Here is a 16,991-nt window from a genome sequence, read left to right on the forward strand (position 1 = left end):
TGCGATTAGCGATGCTAGTGAATACACTGAACGCTATTATACAGCGGGGTCATTTGCCAATTTACAAGCAGCATTACGCCAAGCCCGTAATACGCAAGGCTACTGGCCATCCACACAAGCACAATATCAACAAGCAACGCAACAGTTACAAAACGCGATGAATAATATAGTTCGTTTGCCAAATAATATTGCCCCTAGTGTTCGGAATGGCTTAGCGAATGCGATTAGCGATGCTAGTGAATACACTGAACGCTATTATACAGCGGGGTCATTTGCCAATTTACAAGCAGCATTACGCCAAGCCCGTAATACGCAAGGCTACTGGCCATCTACACAAGCACAATATCAACAAGCAACGCAACAGTTACAAAATGCGATGAATAATATCGTCCGTTTGCCAATTAAGCGTTAACTCTAATGTCCGGAGTGGGTTGGCAATTGCAATATCAACAAGCAACCCAACAATTGTTGAATGCTTTAAAGGGTATTTAGTAATAAGTAGTTTGTTTTTGTTAAAATGTTTAATACTAACTTAAACATAGAAGGGTAATCTTTATGGAACATCAAGTAACAGAAAAACATAAATTTGGTTTATTTGCATTAATTTTATTTGGTATTAACGGCATCATCGGAACAGGGATTTTTCTAATGCCTAGTCAAGTCTACAAAGTTGTCGGTAACAGCGGAATTTTAGTGGCCGTCATTGACGCTATATTAGTGTTAACAATTGCGTTATCATTTGCTGATATGAGTTCGCGTTTTCATGCGAATGGGGGGGCATATTTATACGCAAAGGAAGCATTTGGGGGTTTTGTAGGTTATATTGTAGGCTTTATGACCTACTTAATTCGGATGATTGCTTGGTCAGCGATGATTGCGGGATTAACATCGGCGTTAGGTAGTACATTTCCAGTTTTAAGTTCTAATTTTGCTAGTCATGCATTTTCATTTGGCTTGGTAGCGAGTTTAACGATTTTGAATTTAATGGGGGTGCACTTTATGAAGGCCCTCAATTCAATCGCTACGGTGGCTAAATTAGTACCATTATTTCTGTTTATTGCGATTGGTATTTTTTTCGTGAAGCCAACCAATTTAACACCACTCATTAGTAGTCACTTAAATGTGACCACTTTTGGTTCAGCTGCCGTATTATTGTTATATGCTTTTACTGGTTTTGAAACGATGACGATTGCTTCGGAAAATTACCGTAATCCAAGTAAAAATGTCCCCCGGGCATTAATTATCGCTATTACGGTAGTGGCATTTGTCTACGTTTCTGTAATTGCGGTCTCTAATGGGATTCTTGGGACAGCAGTTGCACATTCAGCCACGCCAATTCAAGATGCCTTCCGCGCCGTTAGTGGTGAGTGGGGCTATGCACTGATTGCCGCTGGGACGTTGGTCTCAATGTTTGGAATTGTGGTCCATGCGTCATTTGAAGCCCCCCGAGCTGGACAGGCGATGGCCCAACAAGGTGCCCTCCCTAAAAAACTTGCATATGTTAACAATCAAGGGATTCCAACGTATGCCGTTATTTTAACCGGGATTTTAACATTAGCATTGACGTGGTCAGGCCAGTTTGCGGTTTTAGCACAAATGTCAGTGGTGGCCCGTTTTGTCCAATATTTACCAACAATTCTTGCGGTGATTTATTTCTACTTCACTAAAAAGGGGCCTAAACCGGATTACAAATTACCATTAGGTCCAGTAATTCCAATGGTCGCATTTGGTTTAAGTATTTGGTTGCTTAGCCAAGCAGAAAGTAAGTTATTGCTTTTTGGATTATTTGGGATTATTGCAGCAGTAGTGTCATATTTTGTCACGGGTAAGTACAAAAAGAATTAATGTATGTGTAATATAGTAAAACAGCTTGGAACATGCTCCAAGCTGTTTTTTTGCCCTAATAAGTAGTACGACCATCGTTTTGAAAATTAACAAAAATGGCGGCGAAAATAAAAATATACATCAAAATAACTAATAGAATGCCAATTGTTGCCAAAATAAAGGCAAATAGCCCGGCACGATTCCAAGTTTTTTGGACGGCTTGAAATGTAGCAACGTCAGGATAATCACCATTGACCCAAGCCCATTCATTCCCTTTAATACCACATACAAATATCCAAATGACATTAAAAAATGGAATTAAGCATAGGAGGGGTAAGTAACTTTTATTACCTAGCCCCCAGTAAACGTTAAACATAAACGCCCCCCAGTTCCAGCCCTGAACACCTTGAGGAATATAACGATAGGCAGCACTATCATATGCTTCAGTATGTGACGCTTCGGGTTCAGTTTTAAATTCTTCAGCGTCAGCATCACTGGCAGTTGGTTTAGATTCGGTCAACGGCTTGTTTGTTGCGGGGGTTGGTTGAACGGCATTGGGATGTGATTGTTGAACTGGAGCAGTCGGATCGACTTGTTGAATTGAATCCATTGGTTGGATAGGGTCTTCTGGGTGCATGATGTATTTCTCCTATATGTTAAATAAATTTATTGAAAGCGTAACATGATTGCCTTCTAATTAGAAATATTACGTTTGTAATTAATTATGTTGCAATTATTTATTAAAACGTAAATAAATCGACGCATTTCTATTAAATAACTTTGCTATAGTTACTTTATCGTAAAAAAGTTTAATTGTAGGGGGGATGTAAATGCGTAACATTATTAAATTAATTAGTCTATGTAGTTTAGCAATTGTAACCTGTTTTACGTTGTTAACAGGTATACCAACCACTGCCGCAGCGGCTAATACTAGTCTAGTAGTCACGAGCCTTAGCCAAGATAGCCATCATGGTGGGCATCATGATGGTAGTCAATTAGAAAAGTTGAATTATTTTGATCAATATGGGGGATACATTTTAATTGCAAGTATTCTAATAATCTTACTAGTATTTGGATATGCTGAGCATCGCCATCGATTGCAAAGTAGATAAAAAAATTTCCTTAAAATAAAAATGATAAAACCATTATAAAAGCATTGCTTTTTAGTGTGTTTTTTGTTAATTTATTGTTAATTTATTTTTTGGAGGTGCTATATGGAAAGACGACTAACCAAGAAGGATTATCTTTATTTAGGTTCCATGTTATTTGGCCTTTTTTTTGGGGCAGGTAACTTGATTTTCCCAGTTAATATGGGACAACAAGCAGGTGCGAATGTTTTACTAGCCGATTTAGGTTTTTTAATTACCGCCATTGGATTACCATTTTTAGGAATTATTGCAGTTGGAATTTCAAAGACGAACGGGCTATTTGATATTGCAACCCGTGTTAATCGTAAATATGCTTACATTTTTACAATCTTATTATATTTAGTTATTGGGCCATTTTTTGCATTACCTCGGTTAGCTACTACTTCATTTGAAATCGGGGTAGTACCATTTGTAGCTCCACAGCAACAATCACTAGTTTTAGCTATTTTTAGTACGGTATTCTTTGTTTGTGCTTGGTTATTAGCACTTAAGCCTAGCCGGTTACTTGAGTATGTTGGTAAGTATTTAAATCCAATTTTCTTACTGTTGTTAGCTGTTTTATTAGTGATGGCGTTTGTGCATCCTCTTGGTCAAGCAAGTCAAGGAGCCGTACAAAAAGCCTATGCGAGTCAACCATTTTTCACAGGCTTTTTACAAGGTTATAACACACTTGACGCTTTGGCATCATTAGCCTTTGGAATTATTATTGTGACATCTATCAAAGACCGCGGCGTAACTAAACCGGGAGTGATTGCCTTGGATACTTTTAAGTCAGGTGCGGTTAGTATTATCTTGATGGGGATAATTTACACGCTTTTATCATACTTAGGTGCCATGAGTATTGGTCACTTTAAGCTTAGTGCTAATGGGGGAATTGCTTTAGCACAAGTTGCCCGTTATTACTTAGGTACAGGCGGGAGTGTTTTATTAGCATTGATCATTATTGTCGCATGTTTGAAGACAGCGGTTGGCTTGATTTCAGCTTTTTCACAAACATTTGTCGAATTATTTCCAAGTCGTTCATATGTAATGTTTGCAACCGTTGTTAGTATTTTACCGGCCATTTTTGCAAATGTCGGCTTAACAAATATCATTGCATACTCAGTCCCTTTATTGATGTTTTTATATCCACTAGCAATTACATTAATTATTTTAACAATCTTTAGCCCGTTATATCACAATGATACACGGGTTTATCAGATGACAACCTATTTCACATTGATTGTAGCCTTTGTTGATGGGTTGAAAGCTAGTCCCGCATTTATTAGTCACGCGACACCAGTACTAGCATTAACAAATTTTGCCGATCACTACTTACCGTTTGAAGCGATTGGGATGGGATGGATTGTTCCAGGAATTATTGGTGCAATGATTGGTTTAATCTGGTATATGACTGATAAAAAACCAAAATTTTCATTGAATCAATAATGTGCTAACAAAAAATTAGTAAAAATGTTTGACAAGTAAATTTTTTATTGGTAGGATACTCAAGTAATATTAATTTAAATAAGTCTTCGGGGCAGGGTGAAATTCCCGACCGACGGTGATAACGCAAGTTAAAGTCCGTGACCCGCTATTAAGCGGTTGACACAGTGAGATTCTGTGACCGACAGTAAAGTCTGGATGGGAGAAGACAACAACAACCACGCTACCAGTGGGTTCTTTTTGAACAGAATACTGGGTAAGTGTAGTTTGTTTGCATACAAAATCCCATGAATGCCCCCGGTGTGAAAGCACCAGGGGTATTTTTGTGCCTCCAAACTAGAATGGAGAAGCGATGAAAGATAACGAATACATGCAGATGGCGATTGAAGCAGCCAAACAAGCGCAGTGGCGAACGTGGAAAAATCCACGGGTGGGGGCAGTAATTGTTAAAGCAGATACGGTTTTGGCGGTGGGATACCACCATCAATATGGGGATGTCCATGCTGAAATTGATGCTTATCAGCAAGTAACTGATAAAAATCAATTAGTTGGGGCGACGATTTATGTCACTTTAGAACCATGTGCGCATACAGGTAAGCAACCATCATGTGCTAGCGAAATGTTGGCATGGGTTCTCAAACGTGTCGTGGTTGGTCAAATCGACCCTAACCCACTCGTAACAATGCACGGCATTGAACGATTAAGGAAAGCTGGGGTTCAAGTCGACATATGGCGTACCCCAGTCAGTGAAGTAATCAATCCGGCATTTCACTACTTTTTTACGCATCAATTACCTTACGTAACTCTCAAAGTAGCCCAAAGTTTCAACGGTAAAATTAATGGTGCACCAGATGAAGCAACGAAGATTACTACTGCAGAAGTTGATGTAGATAGTCATCGTCTACGGGCTTACCAACAAGCAATTGTCGTCGGAAGTGCGACAGCCCTTATTGACCAACCTAGTCTAGCTGTTCGTAATGTTAGCACCGATCACCAGCCATTGCGGGTAATTATTGATCGGCGTGGTCGGCTAGCCGGTACAGATCAAGTACACCAACCAAACACGCTAGTGATTACGGAAAACGAGATGTTTGCCGCACAGTATGAGCAAGTTCAATACCAAGCAACGGTAACACCACAGTCAGTCCGGCAATTGTTAGGAGGACTTGGCATTCAAGCAATGCTTGTTGAAGGTGGTAGTGAACTACATGCTGCATTTGTGGCTGCGCAGGCATATCAAACCGTGGTGGTTTATCAAACAACCACGGTATTACCTAACGACGGTTTAAGCAGCTTTGCTAGGGATGCAGTGTTTGCATCCCTTGGTAACATTAGTGATGTTACGACGATTGATAATACTTTGAAAATTACGCTGAAACCGGAGGAACAATAATGTTTACTGGAATTGTGGCTAATGTTGGTCGGATTACGCGCTTGGTTCGAAAACAACATGAAATGCAAATGGAAATTACGACTGATGATGCGTTCTTCGCAGATTTGACGATTGGTCAAAGTGTAATGACTAATGGAGTTTGCTTAACAATTACTGCTAATACTGCAACGACCATGCAAGCAGACGTGATGATGCCAACTTTTGATACGACTAATTTTAAATATTTAAAAATTAATGATGCGGTTCATTTGGAAAAAGCGATGTTGGCCAATGGGCGCTTTGATGGTCATGTTGTGATGGGACATGTGGATGGTATTGGTAAAATTACTCAAAAACAATTAGTTAGCCAGACGTTATGGCTTGAAATATATGCACCAGAACAAATTAACCAAATCGTTAGTAAAGGATCAATTGCGATTGATGGCATGAGTTTAACGGTTGTTAAAGTCAATGGACCACGTTTTACAGTGGCTTTAATTCCACATACGCAAGATGTAACGCTTTTAGCAACTAAGCCAATTGGTGCGGTTGTCAATTTGGAAACTGATATATTAGCAAAATATTTATTGAGAGGCGTAACAAAATGAAGACAGAACAATTAGCAAGTGTTGCTAGAGTGAAAAATGCATTAGCGGCTATGAAACAAGGTGCGTTAGTGATTGTCGCCGATGATGCTCAACGTGAACATGAAGGGGATTTAATTGGGTTAGCTGCGTTTGTAAGTGAAGCGACAATTAACCAAATGTTAACTTTAGGACGGGGCCTCTTGTGTGTACCTATGACGGCGCAACGTGCAACAGACTTAGCATTAACACCGATGGTTAGCGATAATACTGAAAAATTTGGGACCAAGTTTACGTTAAGTGTTGATCATAAGGCGACGGTTACCGGAGTATCAGTGGCTGATCGGAAAATGACTGTTAAGGCATTAGCGGATGGTCAAAGTGTCGCCACCGACTTTGAACGGCCAGGGCATATCTTTCCGTTGATTGCTGATGATGGGGGTGTACTAGTACGACCAGGACACACAGAAGCTGCCGTTGACTTAGCTAAGTTAGCGGGCGTACCACCTGTTAGTTATATCATTGAGATTTTAAATCCGGATGGTACGATGGCACGTGAAGCGGAACTGGCTGAAATTGCACGGACCAATAATTTATTACAAATTTCTATTCAAGATATTATTACGTATCGGGAAGTAACGGAAGATATGGTATTACAACCAGGACCCACTGTTAAATTACCATCAGACCATGGAAATTTTAATTTAACCGCCTATCCTAATCCGGCTGGGGAACCTGATTTATTAATCGCTAGTCAGAAGGTTAGTGCGGATATACCACTTGTACGATTACATTCGGAATGTTTTACAGGGGATGTTCTCGGCTCACAACGCTGTGAATGTGGGCCACAATTACATGCTGCTTTAGCGGCCATTGATGCGCAAGGTGGTTATGTTGTATACCTCCGTCAAGAAGGTCGTGGAATTGGCCTAGCTGCTAAGTTACAAGCATATACTTTACAAGAAGGCGGCTTTGATACTTATGATGCGAATACGTTTTTAGGCCACGCCCCTGATGCGCGAACGTATGAACATGCAGCTGCAATTTTAAAAGCACAAGGAATTACACAGGTACGATTACTAACGAATAACCCTGAAAAAATTGCGGACTTAGAAAAGCATGGGATTACAGTTGTTGAACGGGTGCCCTTACAAGTCGGTGAAAATGCTAACAATGAAGCATATTTAGCAACTAAAAAGGCTAAATTTAAACATATGCTATAAAAGCACTGCTTGATAATAAAAAATGATAAATTAAACAAATGGAGAAAAATTATGCGCGAAATTACAGGTTTATACACGAAACAAGATGTTAAGGTAGCGATTATTGCTAGTCGATTTAATTCATTAATTACTAATGAATTAATTGGTGGTGCTCAAGATGCGTTAGTTCGCCACGGGGTTGCTGATGAAGATATTACGCTCATTTGGGTTCCGGGCGCTTTTGAAATTCCAGCGGTAGCTAAAAAAATTGCGGCTAGTGGTGAATACGATGGGGTGGTAACTCTCGGGGCGGTTATTCGTGGTGAAACGGCGCACTATGATTTAGTAATCAATGAAACAGCCAAGGGGATTGGTCAAGTAGCCTTAGATAGTAATATCCCAGTGGTCTTTGGGGTTGTTACTACTGATACCCTAGAACAAGCACAACAACGTGCCGGGGCTAAAGCTGGTAATAAGGGTGGTGAAGTTGCAACCGCCTTACTTGAAATGATGAGTTTAGCAGATCAAATCTAAGAGTTATAATAGTTGATAAAAGTGGTCGAGAAAATTATTTTTCTCGACCACTTTTTATGTGTTTATTAAGATATTGATATTATATGAGCAATCTTCCTAATAATTATTATAAGATGAAAGTTTTGGATGGGGTAGTTTTATAATTATTTTAATTTGAAGTGTTATTGATGATAATCATTGTTATAAAAGGATTTAAAAGGGTTTTTGCATATTTTAAAAATTAAAATTATATAAAAATAAAAATAAGTATAGCTTTTAAATTTATTTGGTAGTATTATAAATGCATAGCTTGATTGTTATTACTTTCACAAAAGTTTTAACAGAAAAAATAAGCTAAACTAATAAATTATTTAAAAGAGGTATTTAATCATGAAAGCAGCAGTATGGCACGGTGTTAAAGATGTTCGAGTTGAAGAAGTAGAATTGAAACCTTTAAAAGATGACGAAGTTGTAGTTCGCGTTGCTTGGGCTGGTATCTGTGGTTCTGACTTACACGAATACTTAGAAGGACCAGTATTTATTCCAGTTGAAAAAGCGGAAGAATTAACTGGTGGCCATGCTCCACTTACAATGGGTCACGAATTTTCAGGGGTTATCGATAAAGTTGGTGCTAATGTAACTGACTGGAAAGTTGGTGATCATGTATCAATCAACCCTACTGTGACACACGAACTTCGCCCTGACGGTGTTGATGTTTATGATGGTTACGCCTTTATTGGTTTGAGCTGTGATGGGGGCTTTACTTCATTTGCGAACGTTCCTGCTAAAAACTTGCTTCACTTACCAAAAGATTTCCCATTGGACTTAGCTGCTACTATTGAACCAACAGCCGTTGCCGTTCAAGCAGTTAAAGAAGGTGATTTGAAGTTTGGTGAAACTGTTGCAATCTTTGGGGCTGGTCCTATCGGGGTATTAGTTGCGGCAGCGGCCAAAGCAGCTGGTGCAACTAAGATTATTGCGGTTGATTTATCTGAAGTTCGGTTACAAAAAGCGCTTGAAATGGGTGCTACTGATGTGATCAACCCAGCTGAAGTTAACGCAGTTGAAAAGATTAAAGAACTTGTACCTGGTGGAGTTGATGTTTCATTTGAAGTTGCCGGTGTGCAACCAACATTTGAACAAGCCATCGACGCTACTAAGGCTCGTGGTAACATGGTTATCGTTTCAATCTTTGCCCGTCCAATTCAATTTGACCCAATGCAATTGATGAATGCCGGTGTAAAACTTACAACTACCATTGCTTACTCTAAGAAGACTTTCCAACAAACAGTTGACTTAGTAACTAGTGGCCAAATCGACGTTAAACCAGTTATCACTAAGAAAATTGAACTTGATCAAATCGTTACTGATGGTTTTGATGCACTTGTAGCTGATAAGTCACAAGCTAAGATCTTGGTTGATTTTACTAAATAATTTAGGCAAATATTGAGCTTTGATAGACGTCGAGCAATATTGAAAAATACACTAAAAAGCCTCCTTGAAGAATTTTTCTTCGAGGAGGCTTTTGTCGTATTTTAGCGCCGCTAGAACGTATTTAGTAGCACTGGGACTTTATTTTTCAGTCGTTTGTTTAAACATTTTAGCTAAGGGTGCGATTTGACCGAATTTGGCGGCATCATCGGTTGGTGCGACAATCAAGTTAGCATCTGATTTCGCTAATTCTTGGAAAGCTTGAATGGATTGGTTTTGGAAGAAGTTGTTATCAACTTGGGCAATCGCAGCAGAAATTGTTGCAATCCGGGCTGCTTCGGCGGCCGCCTTAATGCGAATTGATTCTGCTTCAGCTTTAGCAGTATTAACCATTGCTTCATTTTGCGCCTTATTGGATAACTCAATTGATTTGGCATTCCCTTGAGCTTGCGAAATCGTGGCAACTCGTTTTCGGTCCGCTTCAAGTTGTGTATCCATGGCAGCTTGAATTGATGGTGAAGGTTTCAATTCATCAATATTTAACCGGTCAACATTAATTCCGTAAATACTAGTTAAATCACCAATGGCTTCACTTAATTCACGGTTAATTTGCGCCGTTGATCCTAACGCATCGTTTAAGTCCATGCGACCAATAATATCTCGTAAGTGACCACGAACTAATTGGGCCATTGATTCGACAGAGTCGGTATTTTCGTATTGAAATTTAACAGCGTCGGTAACGTGGTAATTCAAGGTAACACTGGCTGAAATTTCAGCATTATCTTTGGTAATAACTGAATAATCAGGTAAGCGAACAGGCCGCATTGCGAGACTGACAGACCGGATATGTTGAACAAAGGGTACATAAAAATGTAAACCAGGATTAACACTACTGCGGTATTTTCCAAGGGTTTCAACTAAACCTTGGCAATTTTGTGAGATGATTTTGATTCCAAATGGCATAATGATACACTCCTATTCGTTTGCTGTAAGTGACAAATCAGTGAGAATTAAAACATTATCTTGAACATTGCTAATGAGATATTGGTGCGTTGAATCAGCTTGTGGATTGTTAATAATCACAAAACGATAATAGATGCCCTTAACTTCGATTAATTTCTGTTCAGGCGTTAATTTACTACCATCAATGGTGAGACCAACAAACCGGCGTTGTTCTAAGGAACCTTCGCGTTCGATTGATTGTGAAAGTAACGTGACAATACTACTATTAACGCTTAGATGTTGACGTTCAGCATAGGCTTCAATCTGTGTGTATAAATCTTGATCAAGGCGCAATGGAAATTGTTTTTTGGCCATAGCAGTCGTCCTTTCATATAAAAATGATATTAATTTGATATCAAAGTGATATCACTTTGATAAAGGTATCGTACTATTTAATTCATTAAAAGTAAAGCCATTAGGTAAAATAAAAAAAAACTTGATGAAAGTCATCAAGTTTTTTAAATAAGTTAGTTTTCAGCTAAATATGCTTTGAAATAGGTCGCTAACTGCTTAATCCCAGGTTCAATTTTTTCTAGTGGAACGTTAGAGTAGTTTAAGCGCGCGCAATTAGTTACCTTGGTAACAGCATATTGTGGTTCACTAGGAACAAATACGATATGGGCTTCTGGTAATAAGACATCGTGCATGAATTTATTAAGATCAAGATTAGTTGGGCCAGTCAACCATAGGAAGAAACCACCTTCAGGCTCGGTGAAAGTGATTTCAGCTGGCATATATTTACGTAATGCACTAACCATTGCATGACATTTTTCGGTGTAGACGGGTTTCATCTTGTTGATGTGTGCATCTAAATCGTGTTCTGTTAGATAATCTGCTAAAGCTTCCATGGTCATATTAGGTGATTGAACATCGTTAGCAGATTTTAAGCCGGCTAATTCACTAAGCATTTCCCGGTCAGCGACAAGGTAACCAATGCGCAAACCAGGCGATAAGATTTTTGAGAAACTTGAAACAAATAAAACACGATGATCAGTATCAAAGCTCTGGATGGTTGGTAATTCCTCACCACGATAACGTAAATCACGATAAGGGGAGTCTTCTAGAATGTAGAAGTCGTATTCAACTGCTAATTGTGCTAACCGTTGTCGTTTGGCTGTGCTTAAGGTAATTCCAGTTGGGTTTTGGAAATCAGGAATCGTATATAGTAGCTTAATTCGATTAGCACCACGGTTAGCCTTTAAGTCGGCTTCTAACTTGTTAATATCAAGGCCATCAGCTTCCATTGGGATTTCATAATAAGTTGGTGCATAACTTTCAAACGCAGAAATAGCACCGACATATGTGGGACCTTCCAGTGCCACTCCATCGCCAGGATTAATAAATAAACGGGTAATTAAGTCGATTGCTTGTTGGCCACCTTGTGTAATGAGTAAATCATCTGCAACTACTGGAACGCCTGCTCGTTGGCTATGCCGTTGTGCTAAAATAGTACGCAAGGCTAAAGGACCTTTGGCATCAGTATATTGAAAAATACCGGGGGTGTTGGCGTTGATTGCCCGGGCAAATGCAGCGGTAATATCGGCGCTTGGGAACAATTGTTGATCGGGATAACCACCAGCAAAAGAAGTATTTGCCGGATTTGAACTTTCGATAAATAATTCTGCCAATACTGAGCTATCGTAATTAATAACTCGGTCGGCAAAGTTTTGATTTTTCATAAATGGCCTCGCTATTTTATAATATTGACTTTAAACATTTTTTGATTTTATTAAGTTAAAAAATGATTAGAATGCAGACTACTTTAATTGTAGCCTATCAACTCAAAAGAATACAACTAATTTTTCTGGCACTAATGAATGGGATGGAAGATGTTAAACGAAATTAAATTATTTTTAAAATACTTAGCAGTTGAACGCCGGTTTTCACCGGAAACGTTAAAAGCATATCAACAAGATTTGAAGCTGTTTGCGCAATTTTGTTACAGCGAACTTGGACCGACAACATGGCTAGATGTCGATGCTAATTTGATTCGTGCTTGGTTAAGTCAACTGTATGACCAAAAATTGGCACCAACTACAATTAATCGCAAGTTAAGTTCATTACGTTCATTTTATCAATTTTTAATTAATAATCAGTTAGCAAGTCAAAATCCGTTTGCAGATGTTCAAGTTAAACAACAGCCCCAACATTTACCTCATTATTTTCGTGAGCCGGAACTCGCAACGTTATTTAAGACGGTAAATGAACAAAAATCACCATTAAAAGAGCGGAATGTTGCATTACTCGAGCTCTTGTATGGGACGGGAATGCGGGTATCGGAAGTTGCTAATTTAACTTTAAAGCAAGTTGATTTTAGTCGTGAGATGATTCATGTGTATGGGAAAGGGGGCAAAGAACGCTTTGTACCATTAGGGTCGTATGCTAAAAAAGCTTTACTAACATATATTAATGGATTGCGGGAAACATTGATGCAGCAACATCAAGAAACGCATGACGTGGTGTTTGTTAATCGTCTAGGGGCGCCAATCTCTAGTGCTGGAATTGAATATGTTCTCAAGCAAGTTATGAAGGCTACGGGATTAGGTAATGAAATGCATCCCCATATGTTTCGGCATACGTATGCAACGGACTTATTAAATAATGGCGCTGATTTACGGAGTGTTCAAGAGCTTCTGGGACATGCGAACTTAAGTACGACTCAGATTTACACCCATATTAGTCGGGAACAACTGCAAGCTGATTACCGCAAATATTTTCCACGTGCTAGTCATGAATAAGAGTGTTAATTTTTTTAAATCAAACGGGAAATAAGATGATTTTGTGATAGAATTAGTACTGAAAATTAAACTAATGAGAGTAGGAACGGATGATGACAGTACGTATTGAAAACGATAATCTAATTGTTGAAATTCATGAACATGGAGCCGAATTGCAAAGTGTTCGTCGAAAGGATAGTGAATTAGAATATCTTTGGCAGGCGGATCCAAAATATTGGAATCGACATTCTCCGGTCCTATTCCCAATTGTTGGTCGTTTAAAAAATAATCAATTCGATTATGAAGGGCATACTTACTACTTGAGTCAACATGGTTTTGCCCGCGATTTGAACTTTATTGTGATTGAACAAAGCGCTACCCATGCTGTCTTTGAACTACGTGATTCGCCGCTAACGAAGAATTTATATCCATTTAGCTTTCACTTCCAAATTCGTTACACCTTAACGACTAATGATACCGTTAAAATTGAATACTTCGTTCATAATCCTGGTGAAACGCCTATTTATTTCCAAGTTGGCGGCCACCCTGCGTTTAATGTGCCATTGGAGGTAAATCATAAATTTACTGATTATTACGTTAATGTTGATCCAGTAAAAGAATATGATCGTGTAAAATTAATTGGGCCATATTCTGATCCAGAACATATGGGGACTTTTAATCCTCGAATTCCACTTCGTTTACGTTATGATGACTATAAAGAAGATGCCATTATTTTATCGCTAGAAAAACAACAAACATCATTGATTTTGGCACGCTTGGATGCCTCACATGGGGTAACAATGAACTTAAAGGATGCTAATTACGTTGGCATTTGGTCACCATATGGTAAAGATGCCCCATTTGTATGTCTTGAACCATGGTGGGGTATTGCGGATACAATTGATGCCGATGGGGACATTACGCACAAATTTGCTATCAATAAATTAGCTGGCCAAAAAGATTTTTCGGCAAATTGGAGTTTGACATTCTTTTAAAAAAATTAAAGAATATCGCCTCAAAGAGTTGTTAATATGCTATACTAATCCAGTTAATTTTTTGAAAGTTGGTATATTACTTTGGAATTAGTAATTTTATGTATCGTTAGTTACTTTATTGGCTCGTTGCCGTTTGGTTTCTGGATTGGGAAGGTTTTTTATGGCCGTGATATTCGGACTGAAGGCTCTGGTAACATTGGGACAACGAATACATTACGAGTACTCGGGCCAGTTGCTGGGGTAGCGGTATTGTTACTTGATTTATTCAAGGGAACATTAGCTGGGGCGTTACCAGTGTTAGTTGGTATGCATCACATCAATCCGTTTATTACTGGTTTTTTTGCTATCATTGGCCATACGTTTAGTATCTGGTTAAAGTTCAAAGGTGGTAAAGCCGTGGCAACTTCAGCTGGAGTATTGATTGCATATAACCCGTTTTTCTTTGCTGTCGCAGTAGTTACATTAATTGTGATGTTGTTGCTATTTAGTATGATGAGTTTAGGCTCAATTATGGGCTTTATTATGGTCACAACGGCCGCCGCAATTGCGCACGATTGGGTGTTAACGGCAATCGCTGGGGCGTTAACGATTTTTGTTATTTATCGCCACCGTGAAAATATTAAGCGTATTTTTCAAGGTAAAGAGAGTTTAATGCACTTTGGGTTATATTATTGGCTCACTAAAAATAAATAATTAGAATTAAAAAAGGGTTGGTTTGGAATTAATTTCAAACCAACCCTTTTTGCGCGGAGTCGTTTTAGTTATTCAAAAACTATAATTATATTATACTAAGGTTATCTAGAATATGGAGGTTAACACATCGGTAATAGTGTAACAGGTATCGTTTAGCCAAAATAAAAACCATCCCAAGTGGAATGGTTTATAACGCTTATTTGATGTATTTAGTATCTGGGTTTTCATCCCAAGGGTTAGTTTTGTTGATGTGATCGTAGTATAAAACCCCGTGTAAGTGATCGATTTCGTGTTGGAACACAATCGCTGGATAGTCTTTGAGGCGAATTTTAACTGTTTCACCGGCAAGATTTTGGTAACGGACAGTAATCCGATCATGGCGAGGGACAAAACCTGGAACGTCTTCATCAACTGAAAGACAGCCTTCTCCCATATCAAGCGCACCGTCTTGAACTGAGTGCGAAATAATAACGGGGTTTGAAATAACACCCTTAAAAAGGGGTTCATCATCTTCATATTCACCAGGTACTAAAATGGCAGCCATGCGTTTTGAGACACCAACTTGTGGTGCGGCAAGCCCAACTCCGGGACGAAGTTTGTATTTTTCATTTTCCTTTTCATCTTGACTGATTACTAAGTATTCCATCATATCTGCAGCAAGTTTTTGATCTTCTGCAGATAGGGGGAATGTAACATCAGCGGCCTCTTGACGTAATACAGGATTACCATCGCGAGTGATATCGTTCATTAAATACATGTGAAGCCTCCAGAAATTTTAGATATTACTCAATTCTACCCTTAAAAAAGAAGGGATGCAAGAATTGAAAAAGTTATGCAAATATTACTATTAATACTTGCATTATAAAAGCGATTATTCTATTATAGTGGTGTAGATGTAACCGCTTACATTTAACTTGGTACATTTACTTCAAGTTAATTATTTAGATTTTTACAAAAGAAAGGACTTTAACTATGAGTGAAGTGAAGTTTGTGGATTTTGTTGCAAAAAAGAATGATTTACAAGAACAAACAGAGCCATTACAAGTTGTCAATGGTAAAGGGGAAATTGTAAACCAAGAAGTTTTCGACAAATATAGTGATGAAGACTTAGTTAAATTTATGAAATTGATGGTTTGGGAACGGACCTTGCATCAACGGTCAAATGCATTGACACGTCAAGGACGCCTTGGCTTCTATGCACCAACTGAAGGACAAGAAGCCAGTGAAATGGGATCAGAATTGGCCTTTAAGGCAAGTGATTTCATGTTACCTGCTTATCGTGATATTCCTCAATTGATTCAACACGGTTTACCAATTTGGAAAGCGTTCCTTTGGTCTCGTGGCCACGTCTTAGGAAATGATTATACTGATGAAAATGTCCAAGCACTTTCACCACAAATCATTATCGGGGCTCAATACATTGAAACGGCTGGGGTGGCATTAGGTCTTAAGAAAAACAAGACCGAAGACACAGTTGCCTATACTTATACTGGTGATGGTGGAACTTCGCAAGGGGACTTCTATGAAGGAATTAACTTTGCTGGAGCCTTCCAAGTGCCAGCCGTCTTCTTTGTCCAAAATAATGGTTACGCAATTTCTGTACCACGGCATGTCCAAACAGCGGCGGTTACATTAGCCCAAAAAGGGATGGCGGCCGGAATTCCTTACGTCCAAGTCGATGGGATGGACTTCCTTGCTGTTTATGAAGCGGCCAAAGCTGCTCGTGAATACGCTGCAGCTGGAAATGGTCCGGTATTAATTGAAATTTTAACTTTCCGTTTTGGTCCACACACAAATGCTGGGGATGACCCTAAGCGTTACCGGACACCGGAAGAAGAAAAACCATGGTTTGATAACGATCCATTGATTCGTTACCGCAAGATTTTAACTGATAAGGGTCTTTGGTCTGAAGATATTGAATCAGCATATGTTGATGAAGTTAAAGAAGACATTAAAGATGCTGTTAAGAAAGCAGATGAAGCTCCTAAACAAAAAATTTCAGAATTTTTGGAAAATGTTTTTGAAGTGCCAACTCCAGAAATTGCGGAACAAATTAAAGCGTTTAAGGCAAAGGAGGCTAAGTAA

The 16,991-nt window shown here is 38.9% G+C and carries 18 protein-coding genes and 1 riboswitch; of the genes, 13 read left to right on the forward strand and 5 right to left on the reverse strand.

Annotated features, from left to right (window positions below; genetic code table 11):
* Together LQZ75_RS00005 and LQZ75_RS00010 are read left to right on the forward strand one after the other, a co-directional pair.
* Positions 1 to 412, forward strand: a 412-nt coding sequence (locus tag LQZ75_RS00005) for a hypothetical protein (RefSeq protein ID WP_230095796.1), incomplete at its 5' end; no start/stop codon positions are given.
* Between the two features lie 143 nt (positions 413 to 555).
* Positions 556 to 1,845, forward strand: coding sequence for an APC family permease (locus LQZ75_RS00010; protein WP_230095797.1), 1,290 nt, complete (start codon positions 556 to 558; stop codon positions 1,843 to 1,845).
* A 55-nt stretch (positions 1,846 to 1,900) separates the two neighbouring features.
* Here LQZ75_RS00010 and LQZ75_RS00015 read toward each other — a convergent pair whose 3' ends face one another.
* Entirely contained in the window at positions 1,901 to 2,200 is a 300-nt protein-coding gene (locus LQZ75_RS00015) for a ribonuclease G (protein ID WP_230096357.1), read from the reverse strand.
* 454 nt (positions 2,201 to 2,654) lie between these two features.
* On the opposite strand from LQZ75_RS00015, the gene LQZ75_RS00020 reads away from it, so the two are divergent.
* The 7 genes from LQZ75_RS00020 to LQZ75_RS00050 all read left to right on the forward strand — a co-directional run bounded on the left by LQZ75_RS00020 (position 2,655) and on the right by LQZ75_RS00050 (position 9,502).
* Positions 2,655 to 2,936, forward strand: a complete 282-nt coding sequence (locus tag LQZ75_RS00020; protein WP_230095798.1) for a hypothetical protein — start codon at positions 2,655 to 2,657, stop codon at positions 2,934 to 2,936.
* A 102-nt stretch (positions 2,937 to 3,038) separates the two neighbouring features.
* Complete coding sequence (brnQ, locus tag LQZ75_RS00025) at positions 3,039 to 4,400, forward strand: branched-chain amino acid transport system II carrier protein (protein ID WP_230095799.1); 1,362 nt, start codon at positions 3,039 to 3,041, stop codon at positions 4,398 to 4,400.
* A gap of 78 nt (positions 4,401 to 4,478) precedes the next feature.
* A riboswitch (FMN riboswitch) is annotated at positions 4,479 to 4,611 on the forward strand.
* A 138-nt stretch (positions 4,612 to 4,749) separates the two neighbouring features.
* Positions 4,750 to 5,790: a bifunctional diaminohydroxyphosphoribosylaminopyrimidine deaminase/5-amino-6-(5-phosphoribosylamino)uracil reductase RibD gene (gene ribD, locus LQZ75_RS00030; RefSeq protein WP_230095800.1), complete on the forward strand. Its 1,041-nt coding sequence runs from the start codon at positions 4,750 to 4,752 to the stop codon at positions 5,788 to 5,790.
* Positions 5,790 to 6,377 (forward strand): riboflavin synthase, encoded by a 588-nt coding sequence (locus LQZ75_RS00035; protein ID WP_230095801.1) that lies wholly within the window; start codon positions 5,790 to 5,792, stop codon positions 6,375 to 6,377. Before ribD ends, LQZ75_RS00035 begins: the two co-directional genes overlap by 1 nt.
* Entirely contained in the window at positions 6,374 to 7,576 is a 1,203-nt protein-coding gene (gene ribA / locus LQZ75_RS00040) for a GTP cyclohydrolase II (protein WP_230095802.1), read from the forward strand. The genes LQZ75_RS00035 and ribA overlap by 4 nt, the downstream gene beginning before the upstream one ends.
* Before the next feature lie 51 nt (positions 7,577 to 7,627).
* The gene (ribH, locus tag LQZ75_RS00045) at positions 7,628 to 8,089 is read left to right on the forward strand and encodes a 6,7-dimethyl-8-ribityllumazine synthase (protein WP_230095803.1); all 462 of its coding nucleotides are present in this window, start codon (positions 7,628 to 7,630) and stop codon (positions 8,087 to 8,089) included.
* 369 nt (positions 8,090 to 8,458) lie between these two features.
* Positions 8,459 to 9,502 (forward strand): 2,3-butanediol dehydrogenase, encoded by a 1,044-nt coding sequence (locus tag LQZ75_RS00050; RefSeq protein ID WP_230095804.1) that lies wholly within the window; start codon positions 8,459 to 8,461, stop codon positions 9,500 to 9,502.
* Between the two features lie 138 nt (positions 9,503 to 9,640).
* Here LQZ75_RS00050 and LQZ75_RS00055 read toward each other — a convergent pair whose 3' ends face one another.
* The 3 genes from LQZ75_RS00055 to LQZ75_RS00065 form a co-directional block, all read right to left on the reverse strand.
* Positions 9,641 to 10,462: an SPFH domain-containing protein gene (locus tag LQZ75_RS00055; protein ID WP_230095805.1), complete on the reverse strand. Its 822-nt coding sequence runs from the start codon at positions 10,460 to 10,462 to the stop codon at positions 9,641 to 9,643.
* Positions 10,463 to 10,474: 12 nt separating this feature from the next.
* The gene (locus LQZ75_RS00060; RefSeq protein WP_230095806.1) at positions 10,475 to 10,816 is read right to left on the reverse strand and encodes a type II toxin-antitoxin system antitoxin; all 342 of its coding nucleotides are present in this window, start codon (positions 10,814 to 10,816) and stop codon (positions 10,475 to 10,477) included.
* Positions 10,817 to 10,968: 152 nt separating this feature from the next.
* A complete protein-coding gene (locus LQZ75_RS00065) occupies positions 10,969 to 12,180 on the reverse strand; it encodes an aminotransferase-like domain-containing protein (RefSeq protein WP_230095807.1) in 1,212 nt (403 codons plus the stop codon).
* Positions 12,181 to 12,330: 150 nt separating this feature from the next.
* Between LQZ75_RS00065 and xerC the strand changes: the two genes are divergently transcribed.
* The 3 genes from xerC to plsY all read left to right on the forward strand — a co-directional run bounded on the left by xerC (position 12,331) and on the right by plsY (position 14,906).
* Positions 12,331 to 13,239: a tyrosine recombinase XerC gene (xerC, locus tag LQZ75_RS00070; RefSeq protein WP_230095808.1), complete on the forward strand. Its 909-nt coding sequence runs from the start codon at positions 12,331 to 12,333 to the stop codon at positions 13,237 to 13,239.
* 92 nt (positions 13,240 to 13,331) lie between these two features.
* Entirely contained in the window at positions 13,332 to 14,213 is an 882-nt protein-coding gene (locus tag LQZ75_RS00075) for an aldose 1-epimerase family protein (RefSeq protein ID WP_230096358.1), read from the forward strand.
* Positions 14,214 to 14,294: 81 nt separating this feature from the next.
* Positions 14,295 to 14,906 (forward strand): glycerol-3-phosphate 1-O-acyltransferase PlsY, encoded by a 612-nt coding sequence (plsY, locus tag LQZ75_RS00080; RefSeq protein WP_230095809.1) that lies wholly within the window; start codon positions 14,295 to 14,297, stop codon positions 14,904 to 14,906.
* Between the two features lie 196 nt (positions 14,907 to 15,102).
* Here plsY and def read toward each other — a convergent pair whose 3' ends face one another.
* The gene (def, locus tag LQZ75_RS00085; RefSeq protein WP_230095810.1) at positions 15,103 to 15,663 is read right to left on the reverse strand and encodes a peptide deformylase; all 561 of its coding nucleotides are present in this window, start codon (positions 15,661 to 15,663) and stop codon (positions 15,103 to 15,105) included.
* Positions 15,664 to 15,878: 215 nt separating this feature from the next.
* Between def and pdhA the strand changes: the two genes are divergently transcribed.
* On the forward strand, positions 15,879 to 16,991 hold the full coding sequence (gene pdhA, locus LQZ75_RS00090) for a pyruvate dehydrogenase (acetyl-transferring) E1 component subunit alpha (RefSeq protein ID WP_230095811.1): 1,113 nt from the start codon (positions 15,879 to 15,881) through the stop codon (positions 16,989 to 16,991).

The organism is Periweissella fabaria (assembly GCF_918814575.1).
GTDB classification, from domain to species: Bacteria; Bacillota; Bacilli; order Lactobacillales; family Lactobacillaceae; genus Periweissella; species Periweissella fabaria.

What these genes read in the sequence shown, in the direction of transcription:
- LQZ75_RS00010 (WP_230095797.1), top strand. Translation starts at nt 556, where the DNA reads ATGGAACATCAAGTAACAGAAAAACATAAATTTGGTTTATTTGCATTA.
- LQZ75_RS00015 (WP_230096357.1), bottom strand. Translation starts at nt 2,200, where the DNA reads ATGTTTAACGTTTACTGGGGGCTAGGTAATAAAAGTTACTTACCCCTC.
- LQZ75_RS00020 (WP_230095798.1), top strand. Translation starts at nt 2,655, where the DNA reads ATGCGTAACATTATTAAATTAATTAGTCTATGTAGTTTAGCAATTGTA.
- brnQ (WP_230095799.1), top strand. Translation starts at nt 3,039, where the DNA reads ATGGAAAGACGACTAACCAAGAAGGATTATCTTTATTTAGGTTCCATG.
- ribD (WP_230095800.1), top strand. Translation starts at nt 4,750, where the DNA reads ATGAAAGATAACGAATACATGCAGATGGCGATTGAAGCAGCCAAACAA.
- LQZ75_RS00035 (WP_230095801.1), top strand. Translation starts at nt 5,790, where the DNA reads ATGTTTACTGGAATTGTGGCTAATGTTGGTCGGATTACGCGCTTGGTT.
- ribA (WP_230095802.1), top strand. Translation starts at nt 6,374, where the DNA reads ATGAAGACAGAACAATTAGCAAGTGTTGCTAGAGTGAAAAATGCATTA.
- ribH (WP_230095803.1), top strand. Translation starts at nt 7,628, where the DNA reads ATGCGCGAAATTACAGGTTTATACACGAAACAAGATGTTAAGGTAGCG.
- LQZ75_RS00050 (WP_230095804.1), top strand. Translation starts at nt 8,459, where the DNA reads ATGAAAGCAGCAGTATGGCACGGTGTTAAAGATGTTCGAGTTGAAGAA.
- LQZ75_RS00055 (WP_230095805.1), bottom strand. Translation starts at nt 10,462, where the DNA reads ATGCCATTTGGAATCAAAATCATCTCACAAAATTGCCAAGGTTTAGTT.
- LQZ75_RS00060 (WP_230095806.1), bottom strand. Translation starts at nt 10,816, where the DNA reads ATGGCCAAAAAACAATTTCCATTGCGCCTTGATCAAGATTTATACACA.
- LQZ75_RS00065 (WP_230095807.1), bottom strand. Translation starts at nt 12,180, where the DNA reads ATGAAAAATCAAAACTTTGCCGACCGAGTTATTAATTACGATAGCTCA.
- xerC (WP_230095808.1), top strand. Translation starts at nt 12,331, where the DNA reads ATGTTAAACGAAATTAAATTATTTTTAAAATACTTAGCAGTTGAACGC.
- LQZ75_RS00075 (WP_230096358.1), top strand. Translation starts at nt 13,332, where the DNA reads ATGACAGTACGTATTGAAAACGATAATCTAATTGTTGAAATTCATGAA.
- def (WP_230095810.1), bottom strand. Translation starts at nt 15,663, where the DNA reads ATGTATTTAATGAACGATATCACTCGCGATGGTAATCCTGTATTACGT.
- pdhA (WP_230095811.1), top strand. Translation starts at nt 15,879, where the DNA reads ATGAGTGAAGTGAAGTTTGTGGATTTTGTTGCAAAAAAGAATGATTTA.